This is a genomic window from Nocardiopsis lambiniae (assembly GCF_031845465.1).
GTDB lineage: Bacteria > Actinomycetota > Actinomycetes > Streptosporangiales > Streptosporangiaceae > Nocardiopsis > Nocardiopsis lambiniae.
Map to the genome: position 1 here is coordinate 508408 of NZ_JAVREP010000001.1, position 26264 is coordinate 534671.

The following is a 26264-nucleotide window of genomic DNA, read 5'->3' on the forward strand; positions in this document are numbered from 1 at the left end:
CCACATGGACCTCCCCGTCATCACCGAGGAGGCACCAGTCCTCGACTGGTGGCTGCTGGCACCGCTGCTCACCCTGTTCGGCGCCGCGATGCTGGCCGTCCTCTTCGAGGCGTTCGTGCCCGCGGCGCGGCGCCGACCGATCCAGCTCGGATTGTCGGCGCTGGCACTGCTCACCACGTTCGTGCTCATCGTCCTCCAGGTCGGGTCGCTGCCCGAGGGCCAGGCCGGTGTCACCGTGGGCGTCGGGGCGCTGGCCATCGACCGGACCGTCCTGTTCTTCCAGGGCACCATCACGGTGCTGGCGCTGGTGAGCCTGCTGCTCATCGCCGAGCGTCGCGACGGCCGGGACGCGTTCGCCGCCCAGGCCGCCGCCGTGCCGGGCAGCGAGGAGGAGCGGGCGCACATCCTGGCCGGCTCGCAGCACACCGAGGTCTACCCGCTGGTGCTGTTCGCGGTGCTGGGCATGCTGATGTTCCCCGCCTCGAACGACTTCCTCACCATGTTCATCGCCCTTGAGGTGATGAGCCTGCCGCTGTACCTGCTGTGCGGGCTGGCCCGCCGGCGCCGCCTGTTCTCGCAGGAGGCCGCCGTCAAGTACTTCCTGCTCGGCGCCTTCTCCTCGGCGTTCTTCCTGTTCGGCGCCGCCATGGTGTACGGCTACGCCGGGTCGGTGAACTTCGGCGAGGTGCGCGTGGCCGTGGAGAACGGCGGGGCGGCGATCTTCCAGGACGGCAACGGCGAGCCGCTGCTGCTCATGGGGATCGGGCTGGTCGCCGTCGGCCTGCTCTTCAAGGTCGGCGCGGTCCCGTTCCACAACTGGAAGCCGGACGTGTACCAGGGGGCGCCCACCCCCATCACCGCGCTCATGGCCTCCTGCACGCTGGTCGCCGCGTTCGGCGCCCTGCTGCGGGTGTTCTTCGTGCCCTTCGGCGGGTCCATCGGTGACTGGGAGCCGATGCTGTGGATCGTGTCGGTCCTCACCATGGTGGTCGCCGCGATCATCGCGGTGGGCCAGCGCGACGTCAAACGGCTGCTCGCCTACTCCTCGGTGGTGCACGCCGGGTTCATCCTCACCGCGGTCGTGGCCGGCAGCACCGACGGTCTGGCCGGGGCGATGTTCTACCTGGCCGCCTACGGGTTCACCACCCTGGGCGCGTTCGCCGTCGTCACCCTGGTGCGCACCGCCGACGGCGGGCAGGAGCTGGGCGACCTGGACCGGTGGGCCGGTCTGGGGCGCAGGAACCCGATCCTGGCGGGAGCGCTGGCCCTGTTCCTGCTGGCGTTCGCGGGCATCCCGCTCACCAGCGGGTTCATCGGCAAGTTCGCGGTGTTCGAGGCCGCCGTCGCCGCCGGGGCCACCCCCCTGGTCATCGTCGGCGTCCTCAGCAGTGCCGTCACCGCGTTCTTCTACGTGCGGATCATCGTTGTGATGTTCTTCCGGGATCCGGAGGCCGACGGGCCGACCGTCGTGCGCGCCGGCGTCGGCACCGGAGGCGTCATCGCCATCGGTGTGGCGGCCACCCTGGTACTCGGGGTGTTCCCGGGGCCGGTGCTCGACCACCTGTTGCCCTCGCCGGACAGTGGGCAGGACCCTGTCTCGGTCATGGTGGACCAGGCGTCCACCGAAACCGGCTGACCTCGGTCAGAGTTTCGGCCCGGGCCGTGTGAGCTGCTGTTTCACCGCGGTCCGGGCCGTATCCGGGTGTGGCTTTGGCTGATCATTCCGGGTCGGATACCGTGGCAAGTCGGATCATGTTCATGTGCTGAGCACGCGGCGACCCCGAACGGTCGCCGCCGTGCCCGTTCAACAGGTGGAGCTTTACGGTGAGCGGTGCTGTCCCGAGCGGGTTTCTCGCTCTGCCGAGAGTCGAATCGACCCTCGCCCGGGAGGTCCAGGACGGTCTCGAAAAGGTCGAGGACCTCCTGAGGGAGTCGGTGCGGTCGAGCGACCCGATGCTGACCGAGGCAGCCTCCCACCTGCTGGAGGCCGGTGGCAAGCGGTTCCGGGCGATGCTCGTGCTGTTGGCCGCGCACTTCGGCGACCCCGACATGCCCGACCTCGTCCCCGCAGCCGCCGTCGTGGAGCTGACCCACGTGGCGACGCTCTACCACGACGACGTCATGGACGAGGCGGAACTGCGACGCGGCAGGCCCAGCGCCAACCAGCGCTGGGGCAACACGATCGCGATCCTCACCGGTGACTACGTCTTCGCCAAGGCCTCGGAGATCCTCGCCGACCTGGGCCCCGAGGCGGTGCGCCTCCAGGCGCAGACCTTCGGCCGGCTGGTCCAGGGACAGATCCTGGAGACCTCCGGCCCGCCCGAGGGCGTCGACCCGCTCGACCACTACCTGCGGGTCATCGGGGACAAGACGGCCTCGCTCATCGCGTCCTCCGCCGAGTTCGGCGGCATGTTCGGCAAGGTCGACCCCGAGACCACGGGAAAGCTCACCCGCGCCTCCGACGCGCTCGGCATGGCCTTCCAGCTCGCCGACGACCTGATCGACGTGGCGGCCGAGACCCGCGAGTCCGGCAAGGTCCCCGGCACCGACCTGCGCGAGGGCGTGCTCACCCTGCCGATGTTCTACGCGCTCCGCTCCACCGACCCGGCCGATGAGCGGCTCAAGTCGCTGCTGGGTCGCCCGCTGGACGACACCGAGGCCGAGGAGGCCCTGTCGCTGCTGCGCGCGCACCCGGCGATGGCCGAGGCCGAGGAGACCCTGCGCGGCTGGTCCGACAAGGCCCGCGCCGAGCTGGCCACCCTGCCGGAGGGCCCGGCGCGCGACGCCTTCGAGGCGCTGTGCGACTACGTGGTGGAACGCTCCGGCTGATCCGGACACCCGTCGACGGGGCCCCCCCCCCCCGGGGGGGGCGGCGCCCGTCGGTGTTCCCCGTACGGGGGGTGTCAGGGGCGTTCGCGGGTGAAGGCGGCGGTGGCGTCGGGGTCCTCGTCGTCCTCGGCGGGCGTGCGGTAGGAGAACACGGAGGTCTCCTCGGTGTCCTCCTTCCGCTGCGGGATGTTGTAGGAGAAACGTTTCCCCTTCGGCGGTTCCTCGTCGTCCGTCGTGGAGGCGCCGTCGTCGGTCGTCTCCTCTTCGTCGGTCCGGGTGGCCTCGGTCCGGGTGGCCTCGGTCCGTTCCTCGGTCCGCTCCTCGTCCGGGTCCGGGTCGTCCGGGGTCGAAGGGTCCTCGTCCATCCTCACGGTGGGCTCGTCCGCGGCGGCCCCGCCCTCGCCCCGCCGCTCCTCGTCCGGGTCCGGGTCGTCCGGGGTCGAAGGGTCCTCGTCCATCCTCACGGTGGGCTCGTCCGCGGTGACCCCGCCCTCGCCCCGCCGCTCCTCGTCCGGGTCCGGGTCGTCCGCCTCGTCCGGCTGCGGCGCCGTGGGGACGCCGTCGGTGTCCTCGGCCGCCTCGGGGGCGGTGTCGTCGGTCGTGGCGGGCCCGGTCGTCTCGGAGGCGTCCTCGTCCCGGGTCGGACGGACCTCGTCCGTGTCGGTGGAGGAGACGACGGTCGCGGGAGGGTCGTCATCGGTGACGGTCGCGGCGGGCTCGTCCCTCTCGTAGAGGTCGGCTGCCGCGACGGCGTCGTCCCGGTCGTCGTCACCGGCGGGGGTGGGGGTGTCAAAGGACTCGGCGGGATCGTCGTCGTAGGCCTCGGCCAGCCAGGCCGGCATGCCGCGGTCGGCGGCGGAGAGCGCGGGGTCGTCCTCGGGCTCTCGCGGTTGCTGTGGCTCGGGCGACCGGTCCGCGCTGTGCTCGTCGGTGACGGGGACGGACGCGCGGTCGTCGTGCGCGGCGGTTCGCGGTACCTCGACCGGTTCGGGGGCCGCGGTGGGGCCGGAGAACCAGGAGGGCGACGCGGTTTCCGCGGGGGTCTCGACGCGGGAGTCGGACTCGACCGCGGTGGGGAACGGGGCGGGGGCGGGGGCGGACGCCGTCGTGTCCGGTTCCGGCCATTCGCGGGCCGTGGGCGTCTGCCAACGGGGAAGGTCGTACTCCGGTTCCCCCGGGCCGGAGTCCTCCGCCATCGTGTTCCAGGCCGGGGCCTCCCGCACCGGCTCGGGAGCCGGTGCGGGCACACGCTCGGAGTGTTCCGGCGTGACGTGCGAGGCCGTGGGAACGGACGACTTCCCCAAACCGTCCGTTCGATCCGCTCCCTTCCTCCCCTGGGCGAGAATCGCCCCCACCAGCAGGAGGGCGCTCACGCCGGCCAACCCCAGGGCGATGTACACCAGGGTGGTCTCGGCGAACACCAGGGCTGCCACGATGACGACGATGGCCGCCAGCACCGCGACGGATGCGAGGACGCTGAGGATCACGGGTCGACCAGGACCTTTACACGTTGCCGGAATCTTCAGTTGTGGAGCCTACCGCCGACCGGGGTCAGCGGCGGTCGTGCGGGGCCTCGCCCGGGTGGAAACCGCCGTGCTGGACGGGCTCGGGCTGACCGAACGGGTTGCCCGCGGGACCGTGCTGGAGCGCCGGGGTCGGGCCGGTCGGCGGGGCCATCGTCTGGAAGCCGCCGGTGGTGTTCGGGTTCTGCTCGATGCCGGCGCCCTCCTCCAGCTCGCGCAGCTGACGCTCGAAGTAGTCCTTCAGGCGGCTGCGGTACTCGCGCTCGAAGTCCTTGAGCACGTTGACCTTGTGCTCCAGTTCCTCGCGCTGCTGGACGAGGCTGCCCATGACCTGACGGTGACGCTCCTGGGCGTCCCGGTCCAGGTTCTCGGAGCGGACGCGGGCCTCACCGATGATCTGCTCGGCCTGGCGGCGGGCCTTGCCGAGGATGTCCTCGGACTCGTGGCGGGCGCGACCGAGGGTCTCGTCGGCCTCCCGGCGGGCGTCGGAGATCGCCTGGTCGGCGGTCTGCTGGGCGAGGGCCAGGACGCGGGCGGCCGTGTCCATGTTCTCCTCGCCGCCCATGCTCATGTGCATGGGAGCGGGTGCCTGGGGCTGCGGCTCGACGACGGCCTGCGGGGCCTGGACGGGCTCGGGGCGAGGCGGCTCGGGCTGCTCCTGGGGCTGCTGGAAGTCCTGCATCCCGGCGTTGGGCACCTTGCCGCGCAGGCACTCGGCGAGCTTGCCGCGCAGTTCCTCGTTCTCCTGGATCAGTCGGTCCAGCTCGGACTCGACCTCGTCGAGAAAGGCGTCGACCTCTTCTTCGTCGTACCCCGGTCGGAGCCGGGTCGTGCTGAACTGCTTGTTCCGCACATCAGCGGGTGTCAGCGGCATCTTCGTCTCCTTGGCGCGCTTGGAGTCCATCCGTAGGGACGCTACCTGATCGTGACCTTACGGCAATCCGGATCATGACCAAGACCACATAACGGAATCGGGGGCGATTTTTTTCGCCCCGACCCTGGTGCTATGCGACCGAGACCGCCAACCCTTGAAGGAGGCGCATCACGATGGTCAGACCGATGAACAGCACCAGGACGCTCAGGTCGAGCGCGATACTGCCCAGCCGGATCGGCTTGATGAACTTCCGCAGGAACCTCAACGGCGGGTCGGTGAGCGTGTACACGATCTCGGCGATCACGAGCAGGAACCCCGTGGGGCGCCACGTCCGGGAGAAGGACTGCACCATCTCCAGAACCACACGCGCCAGCAGCACGAACACGTACAGCTGGAGCGCGATGATCAGCACGAATAGGACGGGATACACGGTCTAATCGACCCAATCTCTGAACGGATGTGATGGTCTAGCTCTGATTGAAGAACCCTCGCTCGGCGATCCGCGCCTTGTCCTCGGCGGTCACCTCGACGTTGGCCGGGGACAGTAGGAACACCTTGTTGGTCACGCGCTCGATACTGCCATGCAGACCGAAGATCAGACCAGCCGCGAAGTCGACCAGACGCTTGGCGTCGCTGTCGACCATCTCGGTCAGGTTCATGATCACCGGCGTGCCCTCCCGGAAGTGCTCTCCGATCGTACGCGCCTCGTTGTAGGTACGCGGATGGAGCGTGGTGATCCGCGCGAGGTCGGCGGTGGAAGAGGTCGTCGTGGTGCCACCGCGTCGCTCACCCGTACCCGAGTGGTCGCCGGTGTCGCTCACTTCGTCGCCCCGTGTTCCCTCGCCGCGCGGAGTGTCCACACCGCGCTCGCGGTGTTCCTCCACGCCCTCGTCGAAATCGTCGAACTCATCATATTCGTCCGCATAGCGGTGATCGTAACGGTCGTCCTCCACGAGGCCGAGGTAGACCGCCATCTTGCGCATCGCGCCGGCCATCTCATGTCCTCCGTCGTCCCCGCGGCCTTCACCGCAGCCGACTCCTCCGTACGGTCCCGTCTCCCCTTCTCAGCGGGGTGGGACGCCCTTTCGGGCGAACTCCACAGACGGGTTCCAAGGTCTATGTGGGGACATTACCCCACGATCGGTCCCCGGTCGCCGAGCAACGCCGTACCGAGGCGCAGGTGTGTCGCGCCTCGCTCGATCGCGGCTTCCAGGTCCCCGCTCATGCCCGCGGAGATCACCGTCGCCAGAGGATAACGATCACGGATCCGACACGCGACCTCATAAAGGCGACCGAACGCCTCGTGGGGATCGCCCTCGCGCGGCGCGACCGCCATCACCCCGCCCAGGGTGAGGGCGTCGTGCCCATCGATCCGGGCCGCCAGGTCGAGGGCGTCGGCGGGGTCGACCCCGCCCCGGGGTCCGAGCACTCCCGCCTGGGACCCGTCGTCGAGGTCGACCTGCACCAGGCAGGTGAGGCGTCGGCCGGCGGACGCGGCCCGGTCCCCCAGGGCACGGGCGAGCCTGTCCCGGTCGACCGAGTGGACGACGTCGGCGTAGGAGGCCACCGACTTGGCCTTGTTGGTCTGCAACTGGCCGACGAAGTGCCAGGTGAGGTCGAGGTCCGCGGTGGCGGCGGCCTTGGGCGCCGCCTCCTGGTCGCGGTTCTCGCCGACGTCGGTGACGCCGAGGGAGGCCAGGATGCGCACGTCCTCGGCCGGGCGGGTCTTGGTGACGGCGACCAGGGACACCTCGGAGGGGTTTCGGTCGGCCTTGTGGCAGGCCTCTTCGATGCGGGTGCGGGCCGCCGCGAGGTTGGCCTTGATCCGCTCTACGCGGGCCGGGTCGTGTGACACGTTGTCCTTACTCCTGTGGGCGCGGGTCCGTCCGGGGTCGTCGGTGGTCCCTCAGACGCGCCAGACGAACGAGGCGAATCGGCCGGTGGGCGCACCGCCCCGGTGGGAGAACAGCTCGGGGCTCTCCAGGGTGCAGCGGCCGTCGGCGCGGATGTCGGTGACGCCGGCCCGACGCAGCTGGGCGGTGACGGCGGCGACCATGTCGACCCCGGTGGTGCCCCGCCGGGTGGTGGAGGCGGCCTCGGGTGTGCGGCGGGCGGTCTCGGCCTGGAGTTCCGGCGGCACCTCGTAGCAGGAGCCGCAGATGGCGGGTCCCAGGAAGACGGTGATGTGCTCGGGGCGGGCGCCGTGGTCGACCATCGTCGCGACGAGGTTGCCGGCGATCCCGTGGCCGGTGCCCGAGCGGCCCGAGTGGGCGGCGCCCAGGACGCCCCTCTCCCCGTCCGCCGCCAGGACGGGCAGGCAGTCGGCGGCCAGGGAGGCCAGGACCAGATCGGATCGGGTGGTGACGACCCCGTCGCAGGTACCGACGCCGCCGGGGACCTTCGCGACGAGGACGTCCGCGCTGTGCACCTGGTTCATCCAGACGATCCGGTCGGCCGGAAAGCCCAGGTCCTCGGCGGCGAGGCGCCGGTTGGCCAGGACCGTCTCCCGATCGTCGCCCGTGCCCAGGCCGAGGTTGAGCGAGTCGTAGGGCGGGACGCTGGTCCCGCCGTGGCGTTCGGTGACGGCGGCACGGACCCCGTGCCCGAGGTCGGCGATGGTGACCATCCGGCTGCCCGCTGTCCTTCCCTCTGCCCGGACGGCGCGGTCGGCGCGGTCGGCGTCGGACGCCCGGGGCGGCGACGGCCCCGTCCACTCGGGTCGGGGCCGCTGACACGTCGATGGTACCGGGGTGTCGATCCGCTACTTCAGGAAGTCGGGGACGTCCAGGTCGTCGGGCTCTTCGAAGACGACCCGGCGACGGGGCGTGGGGACGTCGGCGCGCCGTTCGGCGACCGACTCCGAGACCACGTGGATGGAGCGGGACTGCTCGTCCTCCCGGGCGTCCGGCTCCTCCCGGTCCCGGGTCTCCTCCTGACCGGTGTGGTCCGCGTAGGAGGACTCGGTGTAGGAGGAGTCGGCGTAGGAGGTGCCGTAGGGCGAAGCCTGCGGCTCGGGCTGCTCCACCGGGTCCTGGCCCTGGGGTTCGGGGTCGACCGCCGGCTGTTCGAACGGTTCGGGCGCCGCCGGGGGCGGGTCCTGCCGTACGGGGCGCTGCGAGAGCGGCGGGGTCTGCGGACGGGCCGGTTCGGGCGTGGTCTGACGACCGCCCAGCCACGGCAGGTTCTCGGCCGACGCCCCGTTCGCGCCCGTGGTGGCGGGCGCGGAGGGCGCCCCCTCCCCACTGGACGCGCTGCCCGCCGTGGGGGCGACGGCCTTAGGAGGGTCCGCCGGCTCGCGCCTGTGCAGGGACGGACCGGTGACCTCGGGTTCGTCGAAGCCCGCGGCGATGACGGTCACACGGACCTCGTCGCCCAGGGCGTCGTCGATGACCGCGCCGAAGATGATGTTGGCGTCGGGCGCCGCCGAGTTGGAGACGAGCTGGGCCGCCTCGTTGATCTCGAACAGGCCCAGGTCGGATCCGCCCTGGATGGACAGCAGGACGCCGTGGGCGCCGTCGATGCTGGCCTCCAGGAGCGGGGAGGAGATCGCCATCTCCGCCGCCGCGACGGCCCGGTCGTCCCCGCGTGCGGAGCCGATGCCCATGAGCGCGGACCCGGCCCCGGACATGACCGACTTGACGTCGGCGAAGTCGAGGTTGATCAGGCCCGGTGTGGTGATCAGGTCGGTGATGCCCTGGACACCGGAGAGCAGGACCTGGTCGGCCGCCTTGAAGGCGTCCAGGACGCTGACCTGCCGGTCGGAGATGGAGAGCAGCCGGTCGTTGGGGATCACGATGAGCGTGTCCACCTCCTCGCGGAGCATCGCTATCCCCGACTCGGCCTGGGTGGCCCGGCGCTTGCCCTCGAAACCGAAGGGGCGGGTGACCACACCTATGGTGAGTGCTCCCAGGGATCGGGCGATGTTGGCGACCACGGGCGCGCCGCCCGTGCCGGTCCCGCCACCCTCACCCGCGGTGACGAAGACCATGTCGGCCCCCTTGAGGACCTCCTCGATCTCCTCGCGGTGATCTTCGGCGGCCTTGCGGCCGACGTCGGGGTTGGCTCCGGCTCCCAGTCCGCGCGTGAGTTCACGACCGACGTCCAGTTTGACGTCCGCGTCACTCATCAGCAGCGCTTGGGCGTCGGTATTGATCGCGATGAACTCGACGCCCTTGAGCCCCTCTTCGATCATTCGGTTGACGGCGTTGACACCGCCGCCGCCGATACCGACGACTTTGATGACCGCGAGGTAGTTCTGCGGTGCTGCCACGACGAGGGGCCTTTCCGCTCGCATACGCCGTTCCCGTCCGCTCGACGGCGGGGCCGTCGGGCCGGAGGGTCCGGCATCCGGTTCTACAGTGTGCGTTTCGGGTATCCCGACAAGGCGTCCGCGGACGCCGGGGCGGGGGACCCGGGGCCGCGTGGACCGCGGGGTGCCGGCCCGGGGTGGGCCGACGCCTCCCTCGGCTCGGCGGGAGGAATACGATTCCCGCGTACCCCGAAAAGCGTGTTCTGTACTTTGTTGACGATGGTCGTGACTCTCGACACTAAGCCGACCGTCCACCACCGGCAACCGATGACGACTTCAGCCTAACGTCGTATAACACGAGGAAGCGATGTGCCGACCCGGCGCGTCGCGTCTGGAATGTCCCCGCGTCGTGTCCGTGGCCCCCTCTGGGCGCCCTGCGGCCCCCGATCGGGAGGGTCCGGATCCGACTTCCGGTGACTTTGCCGTCTTTTCCCCACTTGTGGTCGCCGCTTCACCGAACGATGGCCAGGTCCGGGGTGGAGACGTCGTAGACGGTCCCCTCCCCTGGCGGGTGTTCGCGCATGAGCACGCGCAGGACGTCGCTCTTGTCCTCGGCGCCCTGGGCGGTCCCCCACTCGATCACGGAGCCCTCGGTGACCTCGATCCGGATGTCCTCCGTGTCGGTGGCGTCGATGAGCCGGATCCGGGCGAGGAAGGAGTCGGGGGCGCTCTCGACGATGTCGGCGGCGGCCCGGACGGCCTCGTTCCCCTCCACCTCTCCGGTGACCCGCACCAGGGGGTGGGTGCCGGGCCGGGTCGGGGAGTCCTCGATGCGGATCCCGTCCCGGTCGACGAGTCGGTACTCCTCCCCCACCCGCACGGCGAGCAGGGGTCGGCGTTCGACGACCTCGACCCGTAGGGTGGCGGGCCAGCCGCGGGTGACCGTGGCCGATTCCACCAGGGGCAGCGAGGCGGCGCGTTCGGCGCCGTCCGCCAGGTCCACCCGGATCAGGGGGGTGCCGGTGGGGACGTCCACGGCGGCGACGACCTCATCGTGGTCGACCCGGTCCAGGCCGGTGACGGAGACCTCGCGCACCACCAGCAGGCGGGAGCCGAGGAGTATCCAGGTGACGACGCAGACGAGGGCGACGACCAGGAGCGCCACGAAGGCGACCTTCCAGGGGTCGGACCGTTGGCGCACCGTCTTCGCGGTCGGGGTGTCGGCGCGCGGCCGGGTCCCGGTGTCGGGGTCCCCGCCGCGTGGCGCTCCGTCGTGGTCTGCCCTCACCCGTGTCCTCCGACGTCAGTCCCGGCCCCGTCCGCCGCGGCCGAGGGATTCGGCCATCTCCTCCACGTCGGCGACCTCGGCCAACCGGTCCACGATGAGCGGACCCAGTTCGGTGATGTCGCCGGCGCCCATCGTCAGGACGATGTCGCCGGGGCGCGCCAGGTCGGCGGCCAGCCGGACGGCGTCGGCGCGGTCGGGTGTGTGGTGCACCCGGTCGTGTCCGACCCTGGAGGTGATGAGTTCGGCGGTGACCCCGGGTTCGGGGTCCTCACGGGCGGCGTAGATCCCCAGCACCACGACCTCGTCGGCCAGGGTGAGGGCGGCCCCGAACTCGTCGGCGAAGATGCGGGTGCGGCTGTACAGGTGGGGCTGGAAGACGGCGATGATGCGCCCCTCGGGCTGTTCTTCCCCGGCTTCGCGCGCCTGCTCGGCGAACGATTCCAGGGCGCCCCGGGTGGCGCGCAGGTCGGCCTCCAGTTCGGTGGGGTGGTGGGCGTAGCTGTCGTAGACGCCCACACCGCCCGCCGCGCCCTTGGCCTCGAAGCGGCGGGCGGCCCCGCCGAAGTCGGCGATGCCCTCGACCGCGACCTCCAGGTCGTGGCCGAGTTCGTCGGCGACGGCGATGGCGGCCACGGCGTTGAGCACGTTGTGGCGTCCGGGGACGGCGACGCTGCCCTCGATCTCACCGCCGTCGGCGGTGGCGAGGGTGAACTCGGTGGTGAAGCCGCGGGGGCGGATGCGGGTGATCCGGTAGTCGGCGTCGGCGGTCTCGCCGTAGGTGAGGACCTTCTTGCCGCGTTCGCGGGCGGTCCGGGCGACGCGGCGCGCTCCCTCGTCGTCGATGCCGACGATGAGGGTGCGTTCGACGCGGTCGACGAACGACGCGAAGTTGGCGTGGATCTCCTCGATGCCGCTGTAGTTGTCGAGGTGGTCGGCTTCGACGTTGGTGACGACGGCGATCTTCGGGGAGAGCATGAGGAAGGAGCCGTCGCTCTCGTCGGCCTCCACGGCGATGGGGCCGCCGATGCCGGCGTCGGCCCCGAGGCCGGTGGTGACGAGTTTTCCGCCGATGACGTAGCCGGGGTCGACGCCCAGGTGCTGGAGGACGACGGTGACCATCGAGGTGGTGGTGGTCTTGCCGTGGGTGCCGGCGATGGCGATGCCCTCGCGGCCCAGCAGCAGGGCGCCCAGCGCGGCGGCGCGCGGGAGGACGCGCAGGCCCCGTCGGCGGGCCTCGGCGAGTTCGGGGTTGTTCTCCCGGACGGCGGAGGAGACGACGACGGTCTCGGCGGCGCCGAGGTTCTCGGCGGCGTGGCCGACGTGGGCGCGGGCGCCCATCTCCTCCAGGTCGCGCAGGGTGTCGCTGTCGCGGGCGTCGCTTCCGGACACCTCGACGCCCGATTGCAGCAGCACGCGGGCGATGCCGGACATGCCGGCGCCGCCCAGGCCGATGAAGTGGGTGCGGCCCAGTTCGTCGACGGGGATCGGGGCGGTCGGTCGCACCAGGGTCATCGGGCGTCCTTCCCGTCGTCGTAGTAGGTGTCGTCGCCGTTGTCGTCTTCGGGGACGGGAAGTTCGGGGCTGGGCCGGTCGCCGCGGGCGATGGCGGCGACCTCGCGGGCCAGTTCCATGTCGGCGTCGCGGCGGCCCATGCGGGCGGCGGCCTCGGACATGGCCACGACGCGGTCGGTGTCGGTGAGCAGCGGGATGAGCCGGCCGGTGATCCATTCGACGGAGATCTCGGCGTTGTTCACCATGAGGCCGCCGCCCGCCTGGACGATGGGTTCGGCGTTGAGGGCCTGTTCGCCGTTGCCGATGGCCAGGGGCACGAACGCGCCGGGCAGGCCGACGGCGGTGAGTTCGGCGCAGGTCATCGCGCCGGATCGGCACATGGCGATGTCGGCGGCGGCGTAGGCCATGTCCATCCGGTCGACGTAGGGCACGGCGACGTAGGGGATGCCGTCCTGGGTGAGGTCCTGGGGTTCGTCGGCGTTCTTGGGGCCGACCACGTGCAGGACCTGGACGCCGTGGTCGCGGAAGGCGTCACGGGCGGCGAAGGCGGTCTCGTTGATGCGCTGGGCGCCCTGGGAGCCGCCGAAGATCAGCAGGGTGGGCAGGTCGGAGCGGAGGCCGAAGTAGGCGCGGGCCTTGTCGCCCATGGCCAGCCGGTCCAGGGTGGTGATCTGTTGGCGCAGGGGGATGCCGATGAACCGGCCGTGGCGGATCTGGGTGTGGGGGTGACCGGTGTAGACGTGCTCGGTCATGCGGGCGCCCAGGCGGTTGGCCAGCCCGGGCAGGGGGTTGGCCTCGTGGACGACGATGGGGATGCGCCGCCGTCGGGCCGCCAGGTATCCGGGGGTGGCGACGTAGCCGCCGAAGCCGACGATGACGTCGGCCTGGAGGCGGTCCAGGTGGTCGCCGGCGGCGCTGAGGGCACCGGCGAGTTTGCCGGGGACACTGAGCAGCTGCGGGGTGAGTTTGCGGGGCAGGGGGACCGCGGGGATCAGACCCAACTCGTATCCGCGCATGGGCACGAGGCGGGTCTCCAGGCCGCGTTCGGTGCCCAGGCAGAGGATCTCCGTGGTGGGGTCGATGCGCCGCAGCGCGTCCGCAAGGGAGAGCGCGGGCTCGATGTGCCCGGCCGTGCCGCCTCCGGCGAGGGCTACCCTCATCGTCGCCGATTCCTCCTCGACCGGCTCCCAGCCGGGACCGGTCCGCTGTCGTACTTGGCCGTTGTCCCGCCGCCGCGGGGACCCGGTGTGCGCGGGCCGCGCGCCGTGGCGGCGCGCCCGGAGGACGGGGTGCCGCCGCGGCCGGTGACCGGGTTGGCGATGTTCTCCAGGCCCAGCCAGCTTAGAGCCCTTTGCGCCCATCCGGGACCCCGGGCCGCCAGGGCCCGCTGTGCCTGGGGTTCGGTCTTGGCCAGGGACAGGAGGACGCCGAGGGCGACCATGGTCGTGATCAACGACGAACCGCCGTAGGAGACCAGGGGCAGCGGGACTCCGGTGACGGGGAGCAGGCCGATGACGGCGCCGACGTTGATCATGGTCTGGCCCATGATCCAGGTGACGATGGCGAAGGCGGCCAGGCGGGGGAAGGGTTCCTTGACGCGGAAGGCCACCCGCAGCCCGGCGTAGCCCAGGACGCCGAAGAGCGCGAGGAGGAGCAGGGTGCCGATGAGGCCGAATTCCTCTCCGATGATGGCGAAGACGAAGTCGGACTCGGCGAAGGGCAGGAAGCCCCACTTCTCGCGGCTGGCGCCGATGCCGACGCCGAAGATCCCGCCGGTGCCCAGGGCGTAGCGGCCGTGGAGGGACTGCATGCCGGCCCCCTGGGGGTCGGCCATGGGGTCGAAGAGGGTGGTGACGCGGGCCATCCGGTAGGGCTCGATGGCGATGGCGATGAGGGCCAGGCCCAGGACGAGGCCGAACATGGCCACGAAGAGTTTGCCGGGCGCGCCGACCACCCACAGCAGGCCGAGAAAGGTGACGAGGAACACCAGTGCGGTGGACAGGTTGGAGCCGAGCAGGACGAGCAGCACGAGCAGACCGCAGCCGGGCAGGAGCGGGAAGAGCAGGTGGCGCCACTCGGTGAGTTCGGAGAGTTCGTCCTTGCGGGCGAGGATGCCGGCGCCCCACAGGACGAAGGCGAGTTTGGCGGGTTCGGAGGGTTGGACGACCAGTCCGCCGATGTCCAGCCAGCGGGTGGCGCCGTTGATCTCGACCCCTTGGAAGACGGTGAGCAGCAGCAGGGCCGCGGAGACGATCATGGCCGGGTAGCCGACGAGGCGGAAGACCTGCTGGGGCATGTGGGAGGCCAGGATCATCAGGGGCAGGCCGATGACGGCCGCCCCCAACTGCTTCTGGAAGAGGGAGAAGGAGGAGCCGGTCTCGCTGATCGACTTGACCATGGTGGAGGAGAGCACCATGACCAGGCCCAGGGCGATGAGCAGCACCGCCGTGCCCAGGATCAGGTAGTAGGAGGTCAGTGGTCGGTCCAGGGCAGCGGCCCATTCCCTCCACAGGGGACGCTCGCGCCCCTTGATCACCGTCGCCCGGGTTCGGGCCACTCCGGGGACCGTCGTCGTCGCCAATCCGCACCACCCTCCGCACCTGCGCGCCTCAATAGTGGCGAACGGCGGGTCGGGAACCGTGGACATTTCCCGCGTGTTGGCCATCTTCGGCCTGGAAAGGAGTGGTTCGGAGCACAGCGAAGGCCGCCCGCGCGCCTTTTCTCACGCACGGGCGGCGATCGGTCACTCAGAGCAATCGATGGACGGCCTCGGCGAAGAGGCGTCCACGCTCCGGGTAGTTGGTGAACATGTCCATGGACGCGGCAGCCGGGGCCAGCAGGACGGTGTCGCCCTCCTGCGCCATGGCGGTCGCGGCGGCGACCACCGCGTCCATGACGGTGTGTCCCTCGGGTGCGTCCGGGGCGGGCCCGTCGATCTCCACGACAGGGACGTCGGGGGCGTGCTCGGTGAGCGCCTCGCGCAACCGGGCGCGGTCGGCGCCGATGAGCACCGCTCCGCGCAACCGGCCGGCGGAGGCCGCGACCAGGTCGGTGACCTCGGCGCCCTTGAGCAGACCTCCGGCGACCCACACCACGGAGGCGTAGGCGCCCAGGGACGCGGCGGCGGCGTGCGGGTTGGTGGCCTTGGAGTCGTCGACGTAGTCGACGCCCGCCACCGAGGCCACGTAGGCGATCCGGTGCGGTTCGGGGGCGAACGCCGCCAGTCCGGCCCTGATCGAGGCCGGGGCGACCCCGATGGAGCGGGCCAGCGCGGCGGCGGCGAGGGCGTTGGCGACGTTGTGCGGCGCGGGGGGGCGCACGTCGGCGAGCGTGGCCAGTTCCTCGGCGCCGCCCACGGGGTCGTCGACGAACGCCCGGTCCACCAGCAGGTCCTCGACGACGCCCAGCTCCCCCGATCGGGGGGTGCCGAGGCCGAAGCCGACCAGCGGGGTGTGCGGGTCGCCGTCCTCCTCGGCCAGGCGCACCGACCAGGGGTCGGCGGTGTTGACCACGCGGAGGGTGCCGGGGGCGAACACCGCGCCCTTGGCCCGGGCATAGGGTTCCAGGCCGCCGTGCCAGTCCAGGTGGTCGGGGGCGACGTTGAGGACGGTGGCGGCGTGCGGGCGCAGGCTGGAGGACCAGTGGAGCTGGAAGCTGGACAGTTCGACGGCGAGCACGTCGGGGTGGCGGCCGTCGGTGTCGGGACGCACCGCGTCGACGACGGGGGTGCCGACGTTGCCGACGGCGAGGACGTCGCGTCCGTCGGCGCGGAGCATGGCCTCCAGCATGCGCACGGTGGTGGTCTTGCCGTTGGTGCCGGTCACCGCGAGCCACACCTGGTCGGCGGGTTTGATCCGCCAGGCCAGTTCGACGTCGCCGATGACCTCGACGTCCGCCTCGGCCGCCGCGACGGCCAGGGGCGAGTCGGGGCGCCAGCCCGGGGAGATGACGACGAGGTCGCACTCGTCCGGCAGGGGGGTGGCGCCCAGGACGACCTCGGCCCCGGCCGCGGTGAGCTCGGCGGCCACGGGGCGGACGGTGTCGTCGTCGCGTCCGTCGACCACGGTGACCCGGGCCCCCCGCTCCAGCAGGAGGCGGACCACCGGCGGTCCGGAGACGCCCAGGCCGGCGACGCAGACCCGTAGGCCGGCGAAGGGGGTGGTGGAGTGATGGGACATCCCGGTTACCTCGGCATCCATTCGAGGTAGAACAGGCCGATGGCGACCGCCACGAACAGGCCCTGGATGATCCAGAAGCGGATCACGATGGTCGGTTCGGCCCATCCCTTGAGTTCGAAGTGGTGCTGGAGGGGCGCCATGCGGAAGACGCGTTTGCCGGTGAGGCGGAACGACGCGATCTGGATCATCACCGACATGGTGATGATGACGAACAGTCCGCCGATGAGGAGCAGCAGGAGCTGGGTGCGGGTGGTGATGGCCAGGCCCACGATGAGGCCGCCCAGGGCCAGGGAGCCGGTGTCGCCCATGAAGACCTTGGCGGGCGGGGCGTTGAACCAGAGGAAGGCGATGCAGGAGCCGAGGACGGCGGAGGCGACGACGGCGAGGTCCAGGGGGTCGCGGACCGTGTAGCAGTTGTTGGAGAGGTAGGACACGCAGGACTGGCGGAGCTGCCAGTTGCCGATGATCATGTAGGCGACCAGCGAGATGATCGTCGCGCCGGTGGCCAGGCCGTCGAGGCCGTCGGTGAGGTTGACGGCGTTGGAGAAGCCGACGATGAGGAACAGCGCCCAGAGGATGAACAGGCCGATCATCAGCGGGGGGCCGAAGTCACGGAGGAAGGACAGGCTGGGGGCGGCGGGGGTGTAGCCGTAGCCGTTGGGGAACTGGGTGACGCCGTAGGCGAACCCGACGCCGACGATGGCCTGGCCGACCATCTTGGCCCCGCTGCGCAGGCCCAGGCTGCGGCGCTTGTAGATCTTGATGAAGTCGTCCAGGAAGCCGACACAGCCCATGCCGACGAACAGGAACATCACCAGCAGGCCGGAGGCGGTGGGGCCGGGGGCGGACGGCTGGACCAGGCTCAGCACCAGGTGGGAGCCGAAATAGCCGACCACCGCGCCGAGGATGACGACGATGCCGCCCATGGTGGGCGTGCCCTGTTTGGTCTTGTGGCCCTCGGGGCCGTCGTCGCGGACCTCCTGGCCGAACTTGAAGCGGTACAGAAGGTTGATCAGCGGCGGCATCAACGCCATGGAGACGATCAGCGACAGCGCCGCCGCGATGGAGATGCCGATCACCGGACATCACCTTCGGTGATGTGGTCGATAACCTTTTCGAGTGCTGCCACCCGTGATCCCTTCACAATGACGACGTCTCCCGCGCGCATCCGCGCGCGCAGTTCCGCGGCGGCCGCCGCGGCGTCCGCGACCCGGACGGTCTCACCGGACCACCGCCCCTCGCGGGCGGCGTTCTCGGCTCCGGCGGCGATGCCCTCGGCCTGATCGCCGACCACGATCAGCAGGGGCACGCCCGTGCGAGCGGCGAGGTCGCCGATCTTCTCGTGTTCGATGTGCGCCTCGTCACCGAGTTCGGCCATGTGGCCGAGGACGGCGATGGGTCGGCGGTCCCGGGCCAGTGCGCCCAGGGTGGTCAGCGCCGCCCGCATGGACTCGGGGTTGGCGTTGTAGGCGTCGTTGACGAGGGTGACACCGTCGTGTTCGGTGACCTCCATGCGCCAGCGGCTGACCGGGACGGCCGCGCCGAGGGCGTCGGCGATGTCCGCGATGTCCATGCCGAGTTCGTGGGCGACCGCGGCGGTCGCCAACGCGTTGTGCACCTGGTGGGCGCCGACGAGGGTCAGGCGCACGGGGGTGCTCGTCCCGCCCAGGTGGAGGGTGAAGGCGGGCGCGCCGTCGGCGCCGATGACGACGTCGGCGGCCCGTACGTCGGCGTCGTCGGCGAGCCCGTAGGTCACGACGCGGGCGGCGGTGCGCGCGGCCATGGCGTTGACCTTGGGGTCATCGGCGTTGAGCACGGCGAGGCCGCCCTCGCCGGGGGCCGACGCCCCCGGGGGCAGTGCCTCGACCAGTTCGCCCTTGGCCTTGGCGATGGCGTCCCGGTCGCCGAACTCGCCCACGTGGGCGCTGCCGACGTTGAGGACGACGCCGATGCGGGGCGGCGCGACGCGGCACAGGTGGGCGATGTGCCCGATGCCGCGGGCGGCGACCTCCAGCACCAGGTGTCGGGTGCCGGTGTCGGCGCGCAGCACGGTGAGGGGGTGGCCGATCTCGTTGTTGAACGAGCCCGCGGGGGCGACGGTGGTGCCCCGCCGGCCGATGACCTGCGCGATGAGGTCCTTGGTGGTGGTCTTGCCGGAGGAACCGGTGACCCCGACGATCTCGACGGCGTCGGCGCCGCGGGCGGGGTCGGACAGGGTGTCGGCGGTGTGGCGGGCCAGCCGTGCCAGGGCCTCCACCACCGCGTCGTCCCCGCCGTCGACCAGCAGGTGGGGGGCGTCGACGGGGCGGGAGACCAGGGCCGCGGCCGCCCCCGCCTCGATCGCGGCCCGCGCGTACTCGTGGCCGTCGACCCGCTCGCCGCTCAGGGCGACGAACAGGGAGCCCGGCGCCGCCAGGCGCGAGTCGACGACGACGGGGCCGTCGACGACGGTATCGGGGCGCACTGATCCGCCGAGGGCGGTTCCGGTGATCTCGGCGATCCGATCGAGCGTGAGCGCGATCAAATCCACTCCTCAGGTCAGGCCCGATCCACGGCGACCACGGGATGACGGATGGCCACCCGGCCGGAGGACTCGGTTCGGGGGATGGCACCGCGGACGGGCGCGCACGCGGTGCCGCGCCGGATTCCACCACGGTGGTTCGGGGGCGACAACGTCCATGGGCGCCACCGGTGGACGGCGCGTGTTCGGGCTGCGATTGCCGCACCCACCTTAGAACATGTTGGGGTGTTCGGGGTCCCGGCAGGGCCCGTGGTCGGCAATATCCGCCACTTCGTGACCGTCGGCTCCGCCCCGTGCGCCGGTCGCGCACGGGGCGGGGTCGGGGTCAGGTGCCGTCGGCGGGCCGATGGACGTCCAGGAGTGCGACTCCGAGGCGTTCGCGGACGTCGACGGACAGGTGCTCCTCGATGGCGGAGCGCAGTACCTCGCGGTCGTCGAAGGGCAGGACCTCGCCCTTGACGTACTGGCCGGTCTCGTGGCCCTTGCCCGCGACCACGATGACGTCGCCGGCGCCGGCGCGGGACACGGCCAGGCGGATGGCCTCGGCGCGGTCGAACTCGACGGTGATCCGCGCCCGCTCCTCTTCGGGGACCTTGGCGGCGCCCTCCAGCATCGCGGTGGCGATGACGACGGGGTCCTCCGTGCGCGGGTTGTCGTTGGTGATGACGAACCGGTCGGCGAGGCGGGCGGCGGCCTCGCCCATGAGCGGGCGTTTGGCGCGGTCGCGGTCGCCTCCGCAGCCCAGGACCACGGTGATCTCGCCCTCGGCGACGGTGCGCACGGAGGACAGGACGGCCTCGACGGCCCCGGGTTTGTGGGAGTAGTCGACCAGCGCGGTGAAGTCCTGGAGGGAGGCGGGCACCTCCCGGGCCGTCACCTTCTCCATGCGGCCGGGGACGCCGGGTGCGGCGGCCACGCCCTCGATGGCGGTCTCCAGGGGCAGGCCGGCCTCGACGAGGCCGATGACGGCGGCCATGGCGTTGGAGACGTTGAAGGGGCCGGGCAGGCCGACGGAGGCCCGGGCCTCCATGCCGCCGGGACCGACGATGCGGAAGGTGCTGCCGGCGGCGCCCAGGCGCACGTCGACGGCGGTCCAGTCGGCGGTCAGGGCGGTCTCGGGGTCGGCGTCGGAGAAGCCCTCCACGCCGAAGGTGGTGACGGGGACCGCCCCTCGCGCCTGCACCATGTCCACGAGCGCCCGACCGAACCGGTCGTCGGCGTTGATCACCGCGATGTCGCAGTACTCGGGGGTGAACAGGCGCGCCTTGGTCTCGAAGTAGTCGCGCAGGTCACTGTGGAAGTCCAGGTGGTCCTGGGACAGGTTGGTGAAGATCGCGACGTCGTAGCGGGCTCCGCCGACCCGGCCCAGGGCCAGGGCGTGGCTGGAGACCTCCATGGCGGCGGCGGTGACGCCCTTCTCCCGCATGAGGGCGAAGAGGCCGTGCAGGTCGGTGGCCTCGGGCGTGGTGAGGGAGGAGGCGACGCGTTCGTCGCCCACGCGCATCTCGACGGTGCCGATGAGGCCGGTCCCCATGCCGGCGCGGCGCAGTCCCGACTCGATGAGGTAGGAGACGGTGGTCTTGCCGCTGGTCCCGGTGGTGCCGATGAGCAGCAGGTCCCGGGAGGGTTCCTTGAAGATCCAGGCGGCGACGGCGCCCAGGGCGGTGCGGGCGTCGGGGACGACGAGGGTGGGGAGCCCGGTGGCGGTGGCACGGTCGGCCCCCGCCGGGTCGGTGAGGATGGCGGCGGCCCCCGCCTCGGCGACCTGCGCGGCGTAGTCGGCCCCGTGGGCCCGGGCTCCTGGTAGGGCCGCGTACAGGTCGCCGGGGCCCGCCTGTCGGGAGTCGTGGGTGATACCGCGCACTTGGACCTCGCGGGCCGGGACCGGGTGATCCGGGGCGAGGTCCGGGCGCAGCAGAGCGGCGTCCGGGCCGAGCAGCGGCACGAGGTCGGACAGGGGTCGCAGTGGCGTGTGTTCAGGTCGCATTACCGGTGGCACGTGTGGAGGTTAACCGTTGGAGGCGATCGGTCGGTAATTTCCACGCTGGGACGACGCCGATCGGTCGCGGTTCCGCGACTACCGTGGTGGGCGGGGGTGAGGGGTGTGGACCGGGTGGCGGAGGCGGTGGCCGGGGGGCGGCCGGTGGTGCTCGACGGCGGGTTGGCGACCCGGTTGGAGGAGTACGGGTACGACCTGTCGGGTGGTCTGTGGTCGGCGCGGTTGTTGGCCGAGGACCCCGACGCGATCCGGCGGGTGCACCGGGATCATCTGGAGGCGGGCGCGGAGGTGGTGACCGCGGCCGGCTACCAGGCGGGTCTTCCGGCGTTGACGGCCCGGGGGTGGTCGCGGGCCGAGGCGATCGGGTTGGTGCGGCGGTCGGTGGAGTTGGCGAGGCTCGAACGCGACGCCTTCGGTTCGGGCCTGGTGGCGGCCGGGGTGGGCCCCTACGGGGCGGCCCGGGCGGACGGTTCGGAGTACACCGGCGCCTATGACCTGGACGAGGACGGTCTGTACGCGTGGCACCGGGAGCGGTGGCGGGTGCTCGCCGACGCGGGGGCGGACCTGGTGGCGTGCGAGACGGTGCCGTCGGCTGCGGAGGTCCGGGCGTTGGCGCGGCTGGTGGCGGAGACGCCGGGGGTGCGGGCGTGGTTGAGCCTGTCGTGCCGGGACGGGGTCCGGGCGTGCGACGGCACGCCGCTGCGGGAGGTCGTCGCGGAGCTGGCGGGCTCGCCCGCGGCGCCGCGGTTGGTGGCGGTGGGTGTGAACTGCACGGCTCCCCGGTTCGTCCCGGATCTGGTGCGGGTGGTGGCCGCGGCCGGGTTCCCCGCGGTGGCCTATCCCAATTCCGGTGAGGTGTGGGACGCCGTGGCGCGTCGTTGGACCGGGGTCTCCTCCCCCGAGGAGTTCGGCGCGGCCGCGGTGACGTGGTGCCGGGCGGGGGCGGTGCTGGTGGGCGGTTGCTGTCGCACCGGCCCGGAGCACATCCGGTCGGTGCGCGCCCACCTGGACGCGCTCGCGTCGCCCTGACCGCGGGTGCGCCCTCGGGGTCGCGGAGGCCGGCGGAGGCGAGCCCTCGGAGGGCGTCGGCCGCCCGTGAGGGGGCGACGCGAAGGCGCGGAGGGGCGGGGTCAGTCGCCGTCCTCCTCCTCGAAGAGGCGGATGGCGGGCGGGTCGGTGGTGGTCGGCGGGACCTTCAGGGTCTTGAGGGCGAAGGACATGATGTCGTTGAAGGCGGGGCCGGCCGCCTCACCGCCGTAGTAGGTGCCCTGCGGGTTGTGCAGGACCACCTGGACGACGACCTCGGGCGCGTCGGCGGGCGCGAAGCCGGCGAAGGTCGAGGTGTAGCCGCCGCCTTCGTAGGTGCCGGTCTCGGGGTTGACCCGGTTGGCGGTACCGGTCTTGCCCGCCACCCGGTAGCCGTCGATGCGGGCCTGGGGCGCGGTGCCCTCGTCGCTGGTGACCGCCTCCAGCATGAGCGCGAGGCGTTCGGCCGTCTCCTCGCCGATGACCCGGGTGCGCTCGGGGTCGTCGGCGGGGGTGAACGCGCCCTCGGTGTCGACGGTCCCGGCGACCACGCGGGGTTCCACGCGCACGCCGCCGTTGGCGACGGTGGCGTACACCGACGCCATCTGGGCGGCGTTGACGGTGACGCTGTGTCCGATGGACACCGACGGCAGCTGGGTGCCCCACCAGTCCTCGGGGTCGGTGAGGATGCCGGTCTCCTCACCCGGCAGCGCCAGGCCGGTGGGCTGGCCGAGCCCGAATCGCGTCATGTAGTCGTGCAGGACCCCGGGTCCCACCTGGTCGGCGATCTTGATGGTGCCGACGTTGCTGGACTGGGCCATGATGCCGTTGACCGTGAGGCGCTGGGTGCCGTTGTTGCTGGAGTTACGGAAGGTCTGGTCGTAGTACTGGAGGGCGTAGGGGACGGTGTAGACCGTCTCCGGGGTGGTGAGTCCTTCCTCCAGGGCCGCGCCCACCGTGATGACCTTGTTGGTGCTGCCCGGTTCGAAGGTCTCGGCGACGGCGCCGTTGGACCATTCCTCGGGGCCGCCGGCGGAGATGTCGGTCGGTGTGTAGCTCGGGTAGTCGGCCATGGCGATGATCTCGCCCGTTCCGGGGATCATGACGATGGCGCTGCCGCCGTCGGCGTCGAGTTCCTCCACCCGCTCGGCCAGGGTCTGGGCGACGTACCACTGCACGTCGCGGTCGAGGGTCAGGCGCACGTCCCGGCCGGGCACCGGGTCTTTGACCAGGCCGCCGGCCATGGGGATCTGGGTGCCGTCCAGGCCGACCTCGACCTGGCGTTTGCCCGCCTCTCCGGCCAGGATGGTGTCCATGTAGGCCTCCAGGCCCTCCAGGCCGTGGCCTTCGCTGCCGACGAAGCCCACCAGGTCGGCGGCCCCGGTCTCCTCCGGGTAGACGCGTTCGTAGTCGACCTCGGCTCCCACTCCGCGCAGTCCGAGTTCGCGCAGTTCCTGCCATGCTCCGGGCGACACCTTGCGGGCGACCACCTGGTAGCGGGTGGGTGTGGCGTCGACCTTGGCGGTGACCTCGTCCTCGTCGAGGTCGAAGCGGGTGACGAGTTCGTCGATGAGCTCCTCGCGCTGGTCCTCGCGGACCTCCTCGGGGTCGACGAAGACCGTGCGCACCTCCGCGGACAGCGCGAACGGGTCGCCGTTGGCGTCGGTGATCGCGCCGCGCAGGGTGGGGATGTCGATGGTCTGGAGGCGCAGTTCGGAGGCGGCCTCGGCGTAGGTCTCCGCCTCGATGCCCTGGATCTGGACCAGGCGTCCGGCGAAGAGGACCAGTACGGCCAGGGCCAGGGCGCCGCCGAAGCGGATGCGTTTGCCCGGCTCGCCGCGGCGGAAGGTGCGGCGCAGCAGGGGCGGCGGGGGCGGCGGCGGGGTCGGCCTGCGGCGTCGGCGCTCACCGGACGCGGCGCGGTTCTCCCGGGGTGAACGGCGTTCGCCGGAGGCCCGCGCCCCGGTGTCGGGGCGCGGGGCTTCGCGTTGGGGCCTGCGTGCGGGCCGAGAGCCGGACTTGCCGGCCGCGCCGGGCCTGCGGGGGTCGCGGGGGCGTCGGGGGGTGCTCAATCGGCGCTCCCGGTGGTGGAACCGCCCTCGGTCCCTCCGCTGACCTCACCGGCGTCCGGGTCCAGGAACAGGGGGGCGTCCCCCTCTTCCATGCCCATCGCCTCGGCCTCGCGGGCGATGCGCTCGGAGGTCTCCAGGTGGGCGACGGTGCTCTGGAGGCGCTGTTCCTCGTAGGACATTTCCCGGTTCTGTGTCTGGAGGCTGGAGATGGCGAACGCCTCCTGCGCGATGACACCGCGCAGGAGCAGGAGACCGACCAGGGCACCGCCGAGCAGGCACAGGACGAGGAGGACGAACGGGATCCTGGGCGCGCGGGAGCGGGCCGGGGTCGCGGTCGACGTCTTCTTCTTCGGGCGCGCGGGGGCGCGTCCGCCGTCGGGCGCCTTGCGCGGGGTCGCCGTGCGGCGCGGGGCGGTGCGACGGGTGTCCGTCCTGGTCGTGCTCATCTGTTCTCCCTACTGCCGCGTGGGCCGCACGCGTTCGGCCGCCCGCAGGCGGGCCGATTGGGCGCGCGGGTTGCGTTCGTTCTCTTCGTCCGTGGGGAGTTCGGCCCCCCGGGTGAGGAGACGGAGTTCGGGTTGCCGGTCGGGCAGGGGGACGGGCAGGTCGGGGGGTGTGGTGTCGGTGGCCAGCGCGGCGAACGCCTTCTTGGTGAGGCGGTCCTCCAGCGAGTGGTAGGACAGCACGGCGATGCGTCCTGCGACGGCCAGCCGGGAGAGGGCGGCGGGCAGGGTGCGTTCCAGGATGGACAGCTCGGCGTTGACCTCGATGCGCAGCCCTTGGAAGGTGCGTTTGGCGGGGTGGCCGCCGGTGCGGCGGGTCGCGGCGGGGATGGCCTCGCGGACGAGTTCGGCGAGTTCGCGGGTGGACTCGATGGGGCCTTGGGAGCGGCGGCGTTCGATGGCGCGGGCGACGCGGGAGGCGAACCGTTCCTCGCCGTAGGTGCGCAGGACGCGGGTGAGTTCGGCCACCGGGTAGGTGTTGACGATCTCGGAGGCGGTGAGCGTCTGGGTGCGGTCCATGCGCATGTCCAGGGGCGCCTCGTGCGCGTAGGCGAAGCCGCGGTCGGTCTCGTCGAGTTGGGGTGAGGACACGCCCAGGTCCAGCAGGACGGCGGCGGCGTCGGTGGCGCCGGCCTCGTCCAGGGCCCGCGGGATCTCGGAGTAGACGGCGTGGACCAGGTGGACGCGGTCGGCGTGGGGCGCCAGGCGGGCGGCGCTGCGCTCCAGGGCGGTGGTGTCGCGGTCGACGCCGACCAGGCGGGCGTCGGGGCAGGCGTTCATGAGCGCCTCGGCGTGGCCGCCCAGGCCCAGGGTGCCGTCGACGAGCACCGATCCGGGGCGTTGCAGTGCCGGGGCGAGCAGTTCCACGATGCGGTCGAGCATGACCGGGACGTGCAGGGGGTCGGCCCCCGTGCGGACCGCCGCGACGCGTTCGTCGCCGGTGTCCCCGTTCCCGTCGCCGTGCCCCCGGGTGTCACCCATGCGCTGCCGTTCCTCCACGCTGTCGCGTCTCCCCCTCGAATCGCCGCGGTCGCGCCCGTGCGGGCGCGCTCCGCGGTGTCCCTGGTGGCCTCACCGGTTTCCGGCGGGCCTCCGGGCACGGCCGCTATTGTCCACCTTTCGGTGGCGTCGCGTTGACGGTCTGGCACCGGGGAAGTCGCGCCAGCTCGTGTCGCCGCACCCGGAGGCCGTCGCCGGATCCCGGCTGCGAGGGTGTGGACCTGTTTCCGTGCCGTGGAGCCGGAGGTGTCCGGACTCACAGCACCCCGGGAAGCACCTCCTCCGACATGTGCGCGAACTCCCGCTCGCGCTCGGCCTCGTAGTCCGACCATGCCTGGGCGTCCCAGATCTCCAGTCGGGTGTTGGCCCCGATGACGGCGCAGTCGCGGGTGAGCCCCGCGTAGGCGCGCAGGGCGGCCGGTACGGTGACCCGTCCCTGACCGTCACAGGTCTGGTCGGAGGCGCTCGCGAAGAGGATGCGACCGTAGTCGCGGACCGCTCGGGTCGTGACGGGGGCCTCGGCGAGGGAATCGGTGATGCGCACGAACTCCTTGACCGGGAAGACGTAGAGGCAGCGTTCCTGGCCCTTGGTGATCACCACACCCCCCGACAGGTCGTCGCGGTACTTCGCGGGAAGGAACAGGCGCCCCTTCTGATCCAGCCGAGGCGTGTGAGTGCCGAGGAACACACT

At 71.8% G+C, this 26264-nt stretch carries 22 protein-coding genes; 3 read left to right on the top strand and 19 right to left on the bottom strand.

Translation table 11 applies throughout. From position 1 onward, the window contains the following. The first annotated feature begins 4 nt into the window (after nt 1–4). Together nuoN and RM479_RS02295 are read left to right on the top strand one after the other, a co-directional pair. Nucleotides 5–1636 (top strand): NADH-quinone oxidoreductase subunit NuoN, encoded by a 1632-nt coding sequence (gene nuoN, locus RM479_RS02290; RefSeq protein ID WP_311510420.1) that lies wholly within the window; start codon nt 5–7, stop codon nt 1634–1636. 188 nt (nt 1637–1824) lie between these two features. Next, nucleotides 1825–2829 carry a polyprenyl synthetase family protein gene (locus RM479_RS02295; RefSeq protein ID WP_311510046.1) on the top strand — a complete coding sequence of 335 codons (1005 nt, stop codon included), beginning with the start codon at nt 1825–1827 and terminating at the stop codon, nt 2827–2829. A 74-nt stretch (nt 2830–2903) separates the two neighbouring features. On the opposite strand, the gene RM479_RS02300 is transcribed toward RM479_RS02295, so the two are convergent. The 15 genes from RM479_RS02300 to RM479_RS02370 form a co-directional block, all read right to left on the bottom strand. Next, nucleotides 2904–4316, bottom strand: coding sequence for a hypothetical protein (locus RM479_RS02300; RefSeq protein WP_311510047.1), 1413 nt, complete (start codon nt 4314–4316; stop codon nt 2904–2906). A 64-nt stretch (nt 4317–4380) separates the two neighbouring features. Next, a complete protein-coding gene (locus tag RM479_RS02305; RefSeq protein ID WP_311510421.1) occupies nt 4381–5226 on the bottom strand; it encodes a DivIVA domain-containing protein in 846 nt (281 codons plus the stop codon). A 130-nt stretch (nt 5227–5356) separates the two neighbouring features. Continuing rightward, nucleotides 5357–5656, bottom strand: a complete 300-nt coding sequence (locus RM479_RS02310; protein WP_274807822.1) for a YggT family protein — start codon at nt 5654–5656, stop codon at nt 5357–5359. A 37-nt stretch (nt 5657–5693) separates the two neighbouring features. Then, a complete protein-coding gene (locus tag RM479_RS02315; protein WP_274807821.1) occupies nt 5694–6221 on the bottom strand; it encodes a cell division protein SepF in 528 nt (175 codons plus the stop codon). Between the two features lie 134 nt (nt 6222–6355). Then, nucleotides 6356–7081, bottom strand: a complete 726-nt coding sequence (locus RM479_RS02320; protein WP_311510048.1) for a YggS family pyridoxal phosphate-dependent enzyme — start codon at nt 7079–7081, stop codon at nt 6356–6358. A gap of 51 nt (nt 7082–7132) precedes the next feature. After that, the gene (pgeF, locus tag RM479_RS02325; RefSeq protein WP_311510049.1) at nt 7133–7852 is read right to left on the bottom strand and encodes a peptidoglycan editing factor PgeF; all 720 of its coding nucleotides are present in this window, start codon (nt 7850–7852) and stop codon (nt 7133–7135) included. A 135-nt stretch (nt 7853–7987) separates the two neighbouring features. Beyond that, nucleotides 7988–9496: a cell division protein FtsZ gene (gene ftsZ, locus RM479_RS02330; RefSeq protein ID WP_311510050.1), complete on the bottom strand. Its 1509-nt coding sequence runs from the start codon at nt 9494–9496 to the stop codon at nt 7988–7990. A 490-nt stretch (nt 9497–9986) separates the two neighbouring features. Continuing rightward, the gene (locus RM479_RS02335; RefSeq protein ID WP_311510422.1) at nt 9987–10676 is read right to left on the bottom strand and encodes a cell division protein FtsQ/DivIB; all 690 of its coding nucleotides are present in this window, start codon (nt 10674–10676) and stop codon (nt 9987–9989) included. Between the two features lie 102 nt (nt 10677–10778). Next, complete coding sequence (murC, locus tag RM479_RS02340; RefSeq protein WP_311510051.1) at nt 10779–12275, bottom strand: UDP-N-acetylmuramate--L-alanine ligase; 1497 nt, start codon at nt 12273–12275, stop codon at nt 10779–10781. Beyond that, nucleotides 12272–13435 (bottom strand): undecaprenyldiphospho-muramoylpentapeptide beta-N-acetylglucosaminyltransferase, encoded by a 1164-nt coding sequence (gene murG, locus RM479_RS02345; RefSeq protein WP_311510052.1) that lies wholly within the window; start codon nt 13433–13435, stop codon nt 12272–12274. Before murG ends, murC begins: the two co-directional genes overlap by 4 nt. Next, a complete protein-coding gene (gene ftsW, locus RM479_RS02350) occupies nt 13432–14832 on the bottom strand; it encodes a putative lipid II flippase FtsW (protein WP_311510053.1) in 1401 nt (466 codons plus the stop codon). The genes murG and ftsW overlap by 4 nt, the downstream gene beginning before the upstream one ends. A gap of 190 nt (nt 14833–15022) precedes the next feature. Further along, complete coding sequence (gene murD / locus RM479_RS02355) at nt 15023–16453, bottom strand: UDP-N-acetylmuramoyl-L-alanine--D-glutamate ligase (RefSeq protein ID WP_311510054.1); 1431 nt, start codon at nt 16451–16453, stop codon at nt 15023–15025. 5 nt (nt 16454–16458) lie between these two features. Beyond that, nucleotides 16459–17532 (bottom strand): phospho-N-acetylmuramoyl-pentapeptide-transferase, encoded by a 1074-nt coding sequence (mraY, locus tag RM479_RS02360; RefSeq protein WP_311510055.1) that lies wholly within the window; start codon nt 17530–17532, stop codon nt 16459–16461. Further along, on the bottom strand, nt 17529–18977 hold the full coding sequence (locus RM479_RS02365) for a UDP-N-acetylmuramoyl-tripeptide--D-alanyl-D-alanine ligase (RefSeq protein WP_311510056.1): 1449 nt from the start codon (nt 18975–18977) through the stop codon (nt 17529–17531). Before RM479_RS02365 ends, mraY begins: the two co-directional genes overlap by 4 nt. A 322-nt stretch (nt 18978–19299) precedes the next feature. Continuing rightward, nucleotides 19300–20961, bottom strand: a complete 1662-nt coding sequence (locus RM479_RS02370) for a UDP-N-acetylmuramoyl-L-alanyl-D-glutamate--2,6-diaminopimelate ligase (protein WP_311510057.1) — start codon at nt 20959–20961, stop codon at nt 19300–19302. 108 nt (nt 20962–21069) lie between these two features. On the opposite strand from RM479_RS02370, the gene mmuM reads away from it, so the two are divergent. Beyond that, nucleotides 21070–22002: a homocysteine S-methyltransferase gene (gene mmuM / locus RM479_RS02375; RefSeq protein WP_311510058.1), complete on the top strand. Its 933-nt coding sequence runs from the start codon at nt 21070–21072 to the stop codon at nt 22000–22002. A 101-nt stretch (nt 22003–22103) separates the two neighbouring features. Here mmuM and RM479_RS02380 read toward each other — a convergent pair whose 3' ends face one another. From RM479_RS02380 to mraZ, 4 genes are all read right to left on the bottom strand, one after another. After that, nucleotides 22104–24071 carry a peptidoglycan D,D-transpeptidase FtsI family protein gene (locus tag RM479_RS02380; RefSeq protein ID WP_311510059.1) on the bottom strand — a complete coding sequence of 656 codons (1968 nt, stop codon included), beginning with the start codon at nt 24069–24071 and terminating at the stop codon, nt 22104–22106. Next, nucleotides 24068–24517 carry a hypothetical protein gene (locus RM479_RS02385; protein WP_311510060.1) on the bottom strand — a complete coding sequence of 150 codons (450 nt, stop codon included), beginning with the start codon at nt 24515–24517 and terminating at the stop codon, nt 24068–24070. The genes RM479_RS02380 and RM479_RS02385 overlap by 4 nt, the downstream gene beginning before the upstream one ends. A gap of 9 nt (nt 24518–24526) precedes the next feature. Beyond that, nucleotides 24527–25555: a 16S rRNA (cytosine(1402)-N(4))-methyltransferase RsmH gene (gene rsmH, locus RM479_RS02390; RefSeq protein ID WP_311510061.1), complete on the bottom strand. Its 1029-nt coding sequence runs from the start codon at nt 25553–25555 to the stop codon at nt 24527–24529. 274 nt (nt 25556–25829) lie between these two features. Further along, nucleotides 25830–26261, bottom strand: coding sequence for a division/cell wall cluster transcriptional repressor MraZ (gene mraZ / locus RM479_RS02395; RefSeq protein ID WP_311510062.1), 432 nt, complete (start codon nt 26259–26261; stop codon nt 25830–25832). Nucleotides 26262–26264 lie beyond the last annotated feature (3 nt).